Origin of the sequence: Actinomyces sp. S4-C9 (genome assembly GCF_000758775.1) — a bacterium.
Classification (GTDB): domain Bacteria; phylum Actinomycetota; class Actinomycetes; order Actinomycetales; family Actinomycetaceae; genus Gleimia; species Gleimia europaea.
This window is the reverse complement of the sequence record NZ_JRMU01000002.1, coordinates 48,131-60,312: the sequence shown is the minus strand read 5'-3', so window position 1 is coordinate 60,312 and position 12,182 is coordinate 48,131. Positions and strand designations below refer to the sequence as shown.

The window sequence follows — 12,182 nt, the reverse complement described above, 5'->3', positions numbered from 1 at the left end:
CTGACGTTTACCTTACGCCGGGAGCGCTTGTTGTGCTCCCGGCGTTTGCGTGTCTGCGGGCACTTGCGGTCCGCGTACGGCTGCGACTGCGATCGCGGTTGTGATGGGCACGCTCAAAATGAGGGCGCTACCGGACGCGAAGATTTGCAGGGCCTCGGCCGCTAGGCTCTCTACCGCGAACAGGTCCGATAAAGACTGGTCATAAAACAGTGCAATCAGCATGACGGAAGACAATGCGGCGCCAGTGTAGGCAAACACTATCGTGTAGATCGTGGAGGCAATATGGTCGCGCCCAATGCGCATAGCGCTCGAGTAGATCTCGCGCTTCGTGTAAGTGGGGGAGGCTATGCGAAGCTCCCAAACTGCAGAAGACTGCGTGATCGTCACATCGTTCAACACGCCCAGTCCGCTCAAAATAATGGCCGCAACCAAAAGCTGGCTCATATCCAGGCCCGGCAGGCTTGAGGACAGGTTAAACGCAGTCTCGTCAACAAAACCGGACAGGTGCCCGAACCTCGTTGCAACGGTGCCAAGAAAAGCAGCCAACAACAGGCCCGCAAAGGTGCCCAACATTGCGGAGGCAGTTCGCATCGAAAAACCGTGCGCAACATGAATCACAACCAGCATGATCGCAGTTGAACCAACCACGCCCACGAGAATCCCGGGTCTTCCCGACGCCAGCGACGGCAACATGAATCGAACGAGCACCAGCACGGCAAACGCAAGCCCTACCAGCGCCATAGCTCCCTTCGCCCTCGCCACGGCCAGCACAACAAAAACGAACAGTAGCGCGAAAAGAAGGATGGGCAGATTGCGCTCAATCCCCGTGAAACTGTAAACCGCAGAGCCATTTGGGCCGGGTGAACTGATTACCTGAATCACGTCTCCTACAGACAGGTGCGAGGCGGCGGCAGGGCCGGGCGATTCCATCATGGCTTCTTTCCCCGCATCCTCACCCGTGGTCAGTCGGACGGTAAGCGTCACACAAGAATGCGCTCCGCTCGCCGCCAGAGCAGCGCTCTCGCACTGGTGCTCCACTTCAAGAATTTTGGCCTGCTCCCGTGAAACGCCGGGCGCGGTTTGATAACCCGTGAGGGCCTGAACATGATCAAGTCCCTCCCAGTCAGGCCGTAGCACGTACGCGCCAACAGCGGTCAGAGCCGTAATGAATGCGAGTAGAACAATGATTACCAAACGCGCCTTTGGCGAAGTTGTTGAAGCTTCAGCAGTGCGAGAAATATGTGAGTGCTGGTGTGCCATAGGTGTTTTCTTCTAAACCTAGTTTCAGATTTTGCGTAACCGCAGTTCCCTAACCCGGTGGTCTGCTCCCTTATGAATAACGAGGGTAGCGCGCTCGCGGGTGGGCAGAATGTTGTCCGTTAGGTTAGGCAAGTTAATGGTGTTCCAAATTTCGTGGGCGCGCGCCACGGCCTCCTCGTCCGTCAGATTCGCGTAGGCGCGGAAATACGAGTTCTTGTCACTAAACGCAGTTGAACGTAGCTTCAAGAAACGGTTGATGTACCAAGACTCAATGTGGTCTTGGTCTGCGTCCACGTAAATCGAAAAATCAAAGTAGTCCGAAACCGCTACAGCGCCCGTCTGGTCTTTTGCGGTTCTTGCTGCCTGGAGAACGTTCAGGCCCTCAACGATGAGGATGTCCGGCTGGTTCACCACTTCACGCTCGCCGGGAACAATATCGTAAGTGAGGTGCGAGTAAACGGGGGCGGTCACGCCAGACTGGCCAGACTTCACGTCGGCCATGAACTTCATCAGAGCCGCGCGGTCGTAGGACTCTGGGAAGCCCTTCTTTGCCATTATGCCGCGCTCTTTCAACACGGCATTGGGCAGCAAAAATCCATCCGTTGCAATCAGTTGCACGCGGGGAGTGTTTGGCCACCGGCGCAACAGTTCCCGCAACAGGCGTGCGGTTGAAGACTTACCAACCGCTACCGATCCGGCCACGCCAATAATAAACGGGACCGGCGGGCGGTGGGGTTCGCGCAAAAAGTAGTGTCGGTCGTGTGACAGCCTGCGCGCCGAGTTCACATACATTTGCAAAAGCGCGGAAATAGGGCGGTAAATGGCATCCACTTCCGCAAGATCCATTGGGTCGCCAAGGCTGGAGATCCGCTCAACATCCTCCACGGTTAAAGGTAGTGGCGTTGAATCTGCAAGGTCGCTCCAGGCTTCGCGCGTGAAACGTTGGAAGGGTGATTGCTCTGCGTAGAGCCGGGCAGGCGGGTTGAAATGCACGCAACTATTTTGCCTGATTTTTCGCGTTTTTTCGCCTCGGATGATGGCGCCCTGTTTTAGGACGTAAAGTTGTGTAGTTGAGGAGGGCAAATGCAGCGAGTTTTTAGCGTGTCAATGATCCGCGCCAGGGAGGCCGCAGCTGTGAAGGCTGCGGGCCTAGATGAGTTGATGAAGGTAGCGGCGCGAGGCGTTGCCGACGCGGTGCAAGAGGTGTACCAGGCCGGTGAGGTAGCTGCGCTTGTTGGTGGCGGCGACAATGGGGGAGACGCGCTGTACGCGGCCGCATTCTTGTGCGGTGAGGGCGTTCCCGTTAAGGCCGTCGTGCTGAGTGATCATCCACACGAGCGTGCTTTGACTGCCGCGCGCGCGGCTGGGGTGGAAATCTGCCAGCCTGCTAAGACCTGCGCTGACGTGTTGCCGTTGCTTGCCTCCGCAACTGTATGGATCGATGGCCTTGTGGGCACGGGTACCGAAGGCGCGCTGAAGGAACCGCTGGCGTCAATTGTTGCCGCGTTAGAAGAGGTGCGGGGCCAGTTGCCTGGCCGCAAGGTGGTGGCGGTTGACGTGCCGTCGGGACTAGCAACACCGGACGGTACGGTTCCGGCAGATGCGCTGCGTGCTGACATCGTGGTGACGATGGGAGCGTTGAAGCCGTCGGCGGTGTTCCCTCCCGCGTGCTACTACCAGCGCGAGGTTCGCCTAGTGGATTTGGGGCTCGATTTGGGGCCTCATTTTGCCCGCGTACTTGAAGGCGTTGACGTGCGTGAGGTTGTTGCACTCCCATCCGCTACGGATCACAAGTATTCACGCGGCGTGGTGCGCCTGGTGGTGGGCTCGCAGAAGTATCCGGGCGCGGCGGTCTTGGCTACCTTGGGAGCACGCGGAGTTGGTACCGGCATGATCCGCCTCGTCGCTGATGAAGCTACGCGCACTCTGGTGCTGGCTGCCGCTCCCGAGGTTGTAACAGTGGGTGGACGCGCGCAAGCAGTGGCAGTTGGGTGCGGTATGGACCCGCAGAACTTGGAAGATCGCAGCCGGATCGCTACACAGATTCTTGAGGCGGAAGTTCCCCTGGTAGTTGATGCGGGCGCGATTTCGGTGGCAGCGCAGCTGGTGCACTCTGGTCACGCGGCAGCGCAACAGATGGTGTGGACACCGCACGCGGGGGAGGCCGCAGCGGCGCTGTCAATCCTGGATGAATCTGAATGGACGCGCGAACGAGTGGAGGAAGCCCCAATCAAGGCCGCTATGCGCCTGGCTGGGCTATCTGGCGCGGTAATTGCGTTGAAGGGTGCTGCCACGCTGATTGTGAGCCCGCGCGGCCACGTGTTTGTGCAGGCGCAGGCTCCGGCATGGGCGGGCACGGCCGGCTCAGGCGACGCCCTCACCGGTGCGATTGCGGGTGTTCTTGCCGGCGTGCAGGCGCGCGTCGAGGAGGAAGCGGGCCGCCTCGATTGGGAAGGGCTAACCCGCGCGGTGGCGGCCGCTGTTTGGTTGCACGGGGTGGCGGCGCGGCGTGCGGCTGGATTCGAGGACGCGGATGGGCAGGCCAGCGGGGTTGCTCTGCGTCCGGGTTATGGTTTGGAAGGTGGCCGCCCGATAGCGGCTTCTGATATTGCGCGCAAACTGCCTGACGCTTTTGAGCAGGCCCTGCGCTCGCACAAGAATTCTGCCCGGGAGGCTATGTGACTGAAAACCCAGGAACCCCAAACCCAATCGAGCCGCCCACGCCGGGCCCCTCGACGCCGGACGGATCCTCGGCCCACCCGGCGGCACCTGCAAAGCCCTCTGCGCCGGGCCAAGCTCGCCGCAAGTTGATTGACGCAACTACGTGGAAGTTCATCTTGGTGGGCATTGTGAACACGATTGTGGGCACAACCGTCATGTTCTTGGCGTATAACTGGCTGGGTTTTGGCTACTGGGTGTCCTCAGCGTTGAACTACATTATTGGTTCGATTGTGAGCTTCGTGCTGAATAAGTACTTCACGTTCCAAAACAAGGAGCGTTCGCTGCGTCAAGTGTGGCTGTTCATCGTGAATATTGCGGCGTGCTACCTGCTTGCCTACGGGTTGGCTAAGCCCCTGGTTTATGCGCTTACTTCGGAGCTTTCGGTGAAGGTTGCGGATAACTTGTCCATGGGTCTCGGTATGATTTTGTTTGTGGCGTTGAACTATGCGGGGCAGCGTTTTGTGGTGTTCGCCAGCAAAACGGATGCCGCCCGCAAGTAGCGTCCCAGTGGTGTCATAGTCTCGAGGAGAATGACAGTGAGTGAACAGTTAGCGCACTATCCGGCGGTTGTCGAGGTCGATGTTGCCGCGCTTGTGGCAAATGCCGCGCGCATGCGCTGTTTCGCTCCGAAGGCTCGCCACCTGGGGATTGTGAAAGCTGACGCCTACGGACACGGTAGCCACGAGGTTTCCCGCGCGCTTGCCCGAGCAGGCTACGACATTTTGGGTATCGCCCAGCTTGCCGAGGCTCTTGATCTCAGTAGTTTCCTCAAACAAGAAGGCATTGATGGGGTCAGTATTTTCAGTTGGATCCTGCCAGTGTCTGACGAAGCTGCCATTCGCCAAGCGATTGAAGCTGGCATTGAACTGTCCGTGTCTAACCTGGACCAGCTTCACCTGATAGAGAGTCAAGGTTTGCCAGCTCGTATTCATCTGAAGGTGGACACGGGGATGGGGCGCGGAGGAGCGGTCCCAACCGAGTTCCCCACCCTCGCGCTCGCGGCAAGCAGGGCAAAACACGCGAAGATCGTGGGCGTGTGGTCGCATTTGGCGCGCGCGGACGAAGCCGGTGCGGAAGGCAAGCGGGCCACCGACCTTCAAATCAAGATTTTTAACGAGGCAGTGCAGGCGGCTTTAGAGGCTGGCCTGGCCGGTTTTGAGCGCCACCTTGCGGCAACGTCGGGCCAGATCTGGCATGAGGACGCTCATTTCGACATGGTGCGAGACGGCATTGGGTTGTACGGACTTTCGCCAGACCCGCAGAATACGCCCTCGCTGGACTTGGGGTTGCAACCGGTGATGACGTTGAAGGCTGACCTGGTGCAGGTCAAGCGCGTCCCGCGGGGTCAAACCGTGTCATATGGAGGACAGTGGGTTGCTCCCACGGATCGCTGGCTCGGCCTGGTTCCTCTTGGATATGGGGACGGTATCCCGCGCCATGCTGCGGGCAAAGGCCCGGTCAGCGTCTATACGCAGGCGGGGAGGATCGACACGCACGTAGTTGGGCGCGTGTGCATGGACCAGTTTGTGATCGACCTTGGGCCCGCGGAGGAAAACGAGCCGCCCGCCCGGGCCGGCGACACCGTGGTGCTGTTTGGCAATCCCAACTCAAAAACCACGCCCGGGTGTCCGCTTGCGGATGATTGGGCGCAGGCGTGCGGCACTATCAACTACGAGATCATTACTCGGTTGGGTGCGCGCGTGCCAAGAGCGTACTCTTAGAGCGGCGCTGATACGTAAAGGAAGACCATGTTTACGATTACTGCAAGAAGCGCGGATGATACGCGTAGCTTGGGGGCCGCTCTTGCCCGGTTTGTGTGCGGGGGCGACATGATTATGCTCACCGGCGATTTGGGGACGGGTAAGACCACGTTCACGCAGGGGCTTGGCCGCGCTATGGGCGTGAAGGGCCGCGTTGCTTCCCCCACGTTCATCATTGCGCGCGTGCATAAGGGCGATCCGGATTTGGTGCACGTGGACGCGTATCGCATTAAGGATCTTGACGATCTAGAAACTTTGGATCTGGACACCGCGCTGGAGGAGTCCGTTCTTGTGGTTGAGTGGGGCGAAGGTAAAACCGAGTCGCTTTCCCCGAACCGCCTTGAAGTGACTTTTAAGAATCCGGTCGCCGTGGACGAGTTGAGTGAAAACTTGGAGCACGCTGATTCCAACATTCGTGAGGTCACTTTCAACCCGGTTGGTCCGCGTTGGACCGGTGAGGACGCGCTTGAAGAAACGCTTCGCGAGGCAGTTGAGGGAGCATACGCATGAAAGACCTGTGCATTGATACCTCCGGCGGCGCGGTAGTTGCGGTTGTAACCGAGGCCGGGACAACGGTAAGTACGGAGCCCAACTCTCGCGCTCACGCTGAGCGCCTTGCCGAACTTATCTCGCTTTCGATCAGTGAGGCGGGGCTTGGCAAGACAGCAAAAGAGTCGGACCTGGATCAGGTGATCGTCGGTACCGGGCCGGCTCCATTCACGGGGCTTCGCGCGGGCCTCGTAACCGCTCGAGTAATTGGCCGCGTGGCTGGGATCCCCGTGCGCGGGATTGGTTCGCTCGAGGTTTTGGCTCGCTCTTACCTAGATGACATGCCCGCAGGCGCCGAGATTGTGGTGGTGACCGATGCTCGCCGTCACGAGGTGTATTGGGCGCACGTGCGCGCAGCTGGCCCAAACGACGTTGAGATACTTGAAGGCCCTGCCGTAAACACCGCAGATTTTGTGGCCAATAAGTTCCAAGGTAGCGGCGTTGAGTTCGCGGGCCCGGCCTGCCAGATTTACTCCGACGCTTTGCCGAGCACTCGCGACGCTCAAGGTTTTGACGTGGCTGTGGCTGCGCGGATTGTGCGCGCTCGCCTTGAAAATGGGGTGGAGGACTTTCCGGTAGATCCGCAGTATCTGCGCCGCCCGGATATTCACGGCGAAAAGAAGTGAGCCTGGATCCCGCCCCGGTGGTTTTAACCGCGGCGAACTTAGAACAGGTGCTGCACTTTGAACAGCAGGTTTTTCCAAAAGCCGACCAGTGGAGCCGCGCCAGCTGGATCGCGGAGCTCTCTAGCCCAAATCGCATCCACTTTGGAATGTTTGCCCGCGACGTGCTGATTGCCGCCGCGGGGGCTTCCATAAACGAGGTGGCCGATGTGCTGACCATAGGCGTGCTACCAGAATACCGGGGCCGGGGGATAGCAGGCGCATTACTCGATCACCTGTTGCAGGTGCTTAGAAGCGCCCGGTTTTTCACGCCGAGCCAGGTGCACTACCTGATGCCTTTGGAGGGTGATCGCGCGATGGCAGATCCTGCCAGTGCTAGCGATACGTCGAGCGAGGATGTCAGCCAATCCGTGGCGGGCATAGAGCGCTCACAGCGCCGGGTTAGTGGTGTGATGCTGGAGGTCCGCGCATCTAATGCCAGCGCGATCGGGTTATACGGATTGCGCGGTTTCAAGCAGATCGCAAGGATTCCGCGCTACTATCGCGCACCCAGCGAAGAAGCCGTCGTGATGGAGCTGGGCCTATAGGTGGGCAGGTGAACACTGCCCCAATTGCAATCTCGTAATGCGTAAAAACCAGTTGGTGGCGACAGGTTTGATGACGATCGGTCATTATGAAACCCAAGTGTTGCCTAATAGACATATTTTTATGACGTTAACAAGGCGCAAAGTGGCCTCAAACCTCTCGGTCGGGGTGGCAGAACAAAGCCCGCTAATTCGCGCCATATAGCCCAAAAGTAGGAATATGTGCGAGGGTCCTGCACCGGCGTGACGATCGTATACGACATGAGCTGCGTTTCACGTATGTACCCTTGAATACATGGCCAATAAAAATCTCGAAACGAGGAAGCGCCGCGCCTGGAACACGAACGTGTTCGTGAAGCAACTAATGGCAATTTCCGGCCTCTTCTTCGTCATGTTCGTTATCGTCCACGCGTACGGAAACTTGAAGATGTTCCTCGGCCAGGAGGCGTACGATCACTACGCTCACTGGTTGAAGGGTGACGCCTTCTATCCGCTACTGCCTGAAGGTGGACTGATCGTTATATTCCGCACGGCGATGATTCTGTTCGCACTCGTGCACATCCTCGCCGCGTTCCACACCTGGTATGTTTCCAAGAAGGCACGCGCCGACCGCTACTCGGTTAAGAAGAACGTTGCAGACTCCTACGCTGCGCGCACCATGCGCGTATCCGCAGTGATCTTGCTGTTCATGATTGTGTTCCATATTCTCCACTTCACCACGGCAACGATTCCCGCTGGCTTCGAAGCAAGCGAGATGTCCCCGTACATGAGGATGGTTGGAGCCTTCTCTAACCCGGCCCTCGTTGTCCTGTACGCCGTTTTTGTTGGAACCCTTGCAATGCACATCGGTCACGGCATTTGGTCGGCTCTACAGTCCATGGGCTGGCTCCGTCGTAACACTCAGCACGTCACCGTTGTAATCGGTGGCATTGTTGCTGCAATCGTGTTCGTGATGTTCATGCTGCCGCCGGTCGCTATCGCATTCGGCTTTATTTCTTGAGGAACGTGAAATGACTGATCAGCTTATCCACGGCCTCTACCGCGAAGGCGAGAAAATCGCGGACACCAAGGCACCCTTGGATGTGCCCCTAGCGCAGTGTTGGGAAACCCGTAAGTTCAACGCAAAACTCGTGAACCCGGCTAACCGACGCAAGCTCAAGGTGATCATCGTAGGTACCGGTCTTGCAGGTGGCGCTGCAGCTGCTTCGCTTGGCGAAATGGGCTACCACGTTGACGCATTCTTCTACCAGGATTCCGCCCGCCGTGCACACTCCATTGCTGCGCAGGGTGGTATCAACGCTGCGAAGAACTACCGCAACGACAACGACTCGGTATTCCGCCTGTTCTACGACACCGTCAAGGGCGGCGACTACCGTGCTCGCGAGACCAACGTTTACCGTCTCGCTGAAGTTTCGGCAAACATCATCGACCAGTGTGTTGCCCAGGGCGTTCCATTCGCTCGTGAGTACGGCGGCCTGCTAGATAACCGCTCGTTCGGTGGCGTGCAGGTATCGCGTACCTTCTACGCTCGTGGCCAGACAGGCCAGCAGCTCTTGATTGGCGCCTACCAGGCGCTTGAACGTCAGGTTGAAGCGGGCACGGTGGTGGAGCACCGCCGCCACGAGATGGTTGAGCTCATTGTTTCGGACGGCCGCGCTCGCGGTATCGTTGCCCGCAACATGGCAACGGGTGAGCTGGAGACCTACACGGCGGACGCTGTTGTTTTGGCAACGGGCGGCTACGGCAACGTATTCTTCCTGTCCACCAACGCGATGGGCTGTAACGGTACGGCTGTTTGGCGTGCACACCGCAAGGGCGCCTACTTTGGTAACCCCTGCTACACGCAGATTCACCCAACCTGCATCCCGCAGCACGGTGACCAGCAGTCAAAGCTGACGCTAATGTCAGAGTCGCTGCGTAACGACGGTCGCATTTGGGTTCCGAAGAAGGCTGAGGACTGCAAGAAGGATCCGCGCGATATTCCGGAAGAGGATCGCGACTACTACTTGGAGCGCATCTACCCGTCGTTCGGTAACCTCGTTCCGCGTGATATTGCTTCGCGTCAGGCGAAGAACATGTGTGACGATGGCCGCGGCGTGGGCCCGGAGATCAACGGCGTTGCACGCGGCGTTTACCTAGACTTCGCAGAAGCTATTGAGCGCATGGGCAAGGACGCGGTTTCCGCTAAGTACGGCAACCTGTTCGACATGTACGAGCGCATCACTGGCGACAACCCGTACGAAGTTCCAATGCGTATCTACCCGGCTGTTCACTACACGATGGGCGGCCTGTGGGTTGACTACGACCTGCAGTCCAACCTGCCGGGCCTGTTCGTAGCTGGCGAGGCTAACTTCTCGGATCACGGTGCTAACCGCCTGGGTGCTTCCGCGCTCATGCAGGGCCTGTCCGATGGCTACTTCGTTCTTCCGAACACGATTAACGACTACCTCGCTGGTGCGTTCGGCTTCGACAAGCTTGACGAGAACTCGCCTGCCGTTCAGGAGGCGTTGGATTCCACGCAGGCTCGTATCGACAAGCTCATGTCGATCGACGGTAACCGTTCCGTTGACTCGTTCCACAAGGAACTCGGCCACATCATGTGGGAGTACTGCGGTATGGAGCGTAACGAGGAAGGCCTTAAGAAGGCTATTGGAATGATTCGCGAGCTTCGCGAAGAGTTCTACAACAACGTGCGCATTCCGGGTAAGACCAAGGGCGAGATGAACCAGTCTTTGGAAAAGGCCGGCCGCGTTGCCGACTTCCTCGAGCTGGGTGAACTGATGTGTATTGACGCATTGCACCGCGAGGAGTCCTGTGGTGGCCACTTCCGTGCAGAGCACCAGACGCCTGAAGGTGAAGCACTTCGTCATGACGACAAGTTCACCTACGTGGCTGCCTGGGAGTTTGGCGCCGACGGCGTTCCGACCCTGCACAAGGAAGACCTGATTTACAACAACATCGAGCTTAAGCAGCGGAGTTACAAGTGAACATCACCCTTAAGATTTGGCGCCAGGCCAATCCCGAAGATGCTGGCGCGATGCACGAATACCAGGTACACAACGTGTCGGAAGACTCGTCGTTCCTGGAAATGCTGGACATCCTCAACGAGGAACTATTCGAGGCTGGCGAAGAGCCGATCGCATTCGACTCGGACTGCCGTGAGGGCATCTGTGGCCAGTGTGGCGTTGTAATCAACGGCGTTGCACACGGCCCGGAGGTCACCACCACCTGCCAGCTCCACATGCGTTCGTTCAACGATGGTGACACGATCACCATCGAGCCGTGGCGAGCAACCGCATTCCCGATTATTCAGGACCTGGTTGTTGACCGCTCGGCTCTGGACCGCATTATTCAGGCCGGTGGCTACATTTCCGTGAACACGGGTGCGGCTCCGGACGCTCACGCTACGCCGGTTCCAAAGCAGAACGCCGACCGCGCGTTCGAGGCCGCCGCTTGCATCGGTTGTGGTGCTTGCGTGGCTGCCTGCCCGAACGCTTCGGCAATGCTGTTCACCTCGGCTAAGGTCACGCACCTGAACCTGCTTCCGCAGGGCCAGCCGGAGAACCTTATGCGCGTGAAGAACATGCTGAACCAGCATGATGCGGAAGGCTTTGGCACGTGCACGAACATTGGTGAGTGCGCGGCTGTCTGCCCGAAGCAGATCCCGCTGGATGTTATTTCTACGCTGAACCGCCAGCTTGGAAAGGCCGTCCTGAAGGGCGTGTAACCCAAGCCGTATTGGCCAAGTAAAAGGTGGCTTCGAGAATTATCTCGAAGCCACCTTTTTGTTGCTGTAGTGCAGCGGTTAGTACAGGCCTGCGTGTTTGAGGGCGTTTGCGAGGCCATCCTCTTCGATGTGGGTAGAGACAAAATCCGCTACCTTTTTCACTTCTGGAACGGCGTTGCCCATGGCGATGCCCATGCCGGCGGTGGAAACCATCTGCAGGTCATTCAGTTCATCTCCAACAGCTACGGTTTGCTCAATGGGGAAGCCAAGCACTTCGGCCACCTCTTTAAGTCCTGTGCCCTTGTTGTACGCAGATAGCATCACCTCTCCCGTATTTGCCACGCCGGTATCAACCGAAGCGGGAATGATGAGGATCTGCGGGCCAAGGTGTTTGTTAACGTCTTCGATCGTTAGGTTCGAGGTTGAGGGAATGGTAATCATCCCTTTAGATGAGCCCGCTGGAAGTCCTTTCTGGACGTACGGGGTGACCTGGTCAATGTAGGCGCCCCACCGCTCAACCGCTTCGGGAGTGGCCTGGAAGAACATTTCCATAAACCCTTCAGCAGGGTAGAGACCATCCGGGGTTTGCCACAGGCTCACGATGCCGTGTTCGCGGAAGTAAGCTTCCGCCTCCTCTATGAACTCTTTAGAAAGCCGGTGATCGAAAAGGTCTTTCCCGTCCAAGCGGGCGTGAGCGCCGTTTGCGCCAATGAATCCTTGAAAGCCTAGATCCCACAGCCACGGATAGATCTCGGGTGCTGACCTGCCCGTGCAAATCCACAGGGTGTGCCCGTTATCGTGCACCTTCTGAAGCGCTTCGCGCGCAGAATCGGGGACGGTTTGATGCTGGGTAACAACGGTTCCATCAAGGTCGAGGAATACTAATCTCTTCATACTTTTATCGTCTCACACTAACGGAGCGGGCAGGCAATAGGCTTTGGTGTGGGATTGTGCCGCT

The 12,182-nt window shown here is 58.2% G+C and carries 12 protein-coding genes; 9 read left to right on the top strand and 3 right to left on the bottom strand.

The window, feature by feature from the left end; translation table 11 throughout:
* Positions 1–12 precede the first annotated feature (12 nt).
* Positions 13–1,260, bottom strand: a complete 1,248-nt coding sequence (locus tag HMPREF1628_RS01255; RefSeq protein WP_034506882.1) for a YibE/F family protein — start codon at positions 1,258–1,260, stop codon at positions 13–15.
* Positions 1,261–1,284: 24 nt separating this feature from the next.
* Entirely contained in the window at positions 1,285–2,253 is a 969-nt protein-coding gene (gene coaA / locus HMPREF1628_RS01250; RefSeq protein ID WP_034506880.1) for a type I pantothenate kinase, read from the bottom strand.
* A 90-nt stretch (positions 2,254–2,343) separates the two neighbouring features.
* Here coaA and HMPREF1628_RS01245 point away from each other — a divergent pair, with 90 nt between their 5' ends.
* The 9 genes from HMPREF1628_RS01245 to HMPREF1628_RS01205 all read left to right on the top strand — a co-directional run bounded on the left by HMPREF1628_RS01245 (position 2,344) and on the right by HMPREF1628_RS01205 (position 11,224).
* The gene (locus tag HMPREF1628_RS01245) at positions 2,344–3,942 is read left to right on the top strand and encodes an NAD(P)H-hydrate epimerase (protein WP_052038746.1); all 1,599 of its coding nucleotides are present in this window, start codon (positions 2,344–2,346) and stop codon (positions 3,940–3,942) included.
* Positions 3,939–4,481: a GtrA family protein gene (locus HMPREF1628_RS01240; RefSeq protein WP_084703143.1), complete on the top strand. Its 543-nt coding sequence runs from the start codon at positions 3,939–3,941 to the stop codon at positions 4,479–4,481. The genes HMPREF1628_RS01245 and HMPREF1628_RS01240 overlap by 4 nt, the downstream gene beginning before the upstream one ends.
* 30 nt (positions 4,482–4,511) lie before the next feature.
* On the top strand, positions 4,512–5,702 hold the full coding sequence (gene alr, locus HMPREF1628_RS01235; RefSeq protein ID WP_034506878.1) for an alanine racemase: 1,191 nt from the start codon (positions 4,512–4,514) through the stop codon (positions 5,700–5,702).
* A gap of 27 nt (positions 5,703–5,729) precedes the next feature.
* A complete protein-coding gene (gene tsaE, locus HMPREF1628_RS01230; RefSeq protein ID WP_034506876.1) occupies positions 5,730–6,251 on the top strand; it encodes a tRNA (adenosine(37)-N6)-threonylcarbamoyltransferase complex ATPase subunit type 1 TsaE in 522 nt (173 codons plus the stop codon).
* A complete protein-coding gene (tsaB, locus tag HMPREF1628_RS01225; protein WP_034506873.1) occupies positions 6,248–6,916 on the top strand; it encodes a tRNA (adenosine(37)-N6)-threonylcarbamoyltransferase complex dimerization subunit type 1 TsaB in 669 nt (222 codons plus the stop codon). The genes tsaE and tsaB overlap by 4 nt, the downstream gene beginning before the upstream one ends.
* Entirely contained in the window at positions 6,913–7,500 is a 588-nt protein-coding gene (locus tag HMPREF1628_RS01220) for a GNAT family N-acetyltransferase (protein ID WP_034506871.1), read from the top strand. The genes tsaB and HMPREF1628_RS01220 overlap by 4 nt, the downstream gene beginning before the upstream one ends.
* Before the next feature lie 292 nt (positions 7,501–7,792).
* Positions 7,793–8,497: a succinate dehydrogenase cytochrome b subunit gene (locus HMPREF1628_RS01215; RefSeq protein ID WP_034506869.1), complete on the top strand. Its 705-nt coding sequence runs from the start codon at positions 7,793–7,795 to the stop codon at positions 8,495–8,497.
* Positions 8,498–8,507: 10 nt separating this feature from the next.
* Entirely contained in the window at positions 8,508–10,484 is a 1,977-nt protein-coding gene (locus HMPREF1628_RS01210; protein ID WP_034506866.1) for a fumarate reductase/succinate dehydrogenase flavoprotein subunit, read from the top strand.
* Entirely contained in the window at positions 10,481–11,224 is a 744-nt protein-coding gene (locus tag HMPREF1628_RS01205; protein ID WP_034506864.1) for a succinate dehydrogenase/fumarate reductase iron-sulfur subunit, read from the top strand. The genes HMPREF1628_RS01210 and HMPREF1628_RS01205 overlap by 4 nt, the downstream gene beginning before the upstream one ends.
* 78 nt (positions 11,225–11,302) lie before the next feature.
* Here HMPREF1628_RS01205 and HMPREF1628_RS01200 read toward each other — a convergent pair whose 3' ends face one another.
* The gene (locus HMPREF1628_RS01200; protein ID WP_034506862.1) at positions 11,303–12,118 is read right to left on the bottom strand and encodes a Cof-type HAD-IIB family hydrolase; all 816 of its coding nucleotides are present in this window, start codon (positions 12,116–12,118) and stop codon (positions 11,303–11,305) included.
* Positions 12,119–12,182: the final 64 nt, after the last annotated feature.

Coding starts and splice junctions, on each gene's coding strand:
- HMPREF1628_RS01255 (WP_034506882.1), bottom strand. CDS start 1,260: ATGGCACACCAGCACTCACATATTTCTCGCACTGCTGAAGCTTCAACA.
- HMPREF1628_RS01200 (WP_034506862.1), bottom strand. CDS start 12,118: ATGAAGAGATTAGTATTCCTCGACCTTGATGGAACCGTTGTTACCCAG.
- tsaB (WP_034506873.1), top strand. CDS start 6,248: ATGAAAGACCTGTGCATTGATACCTCCGGCGGCGCGGTAGTTGCGGTT.
- alr (WP_034506878.1), top strand. CDS start 4,512: ATGACAGTGAGTGAACAGTTAGCGCACTATCCGGCGGTTGTCGAGGTC.
- HMPREF1628_RS01215 (WP_034506869.1), top strand. CDS start 7,793: ATGGCCAATAAAAATCTCGAAACGAGGAAGCGCCGCGCCTGGAACACG.
- HMPREF1628_RS01245 (WP_052038746.1), top strand. CDS start 2,344: ATGCAGCGAGTTTTTAGCGTGTCAATGATCCGCGCCAGGGAGGCCGCA.
- HMPREF1628_RS01210 (WP_034506866.1), top strand. CDS start 8,508: ATGACTGATCAGCTTATCCACGGCCTCTACCGCGAAGGCGAGAAAATC.
- tsaE (WP_034506876.1), top strand. CDS start 5,730: ATGTTTACGATTACTGCAAGAAGCGCGGATGATACGCGTAGCTTGGGG.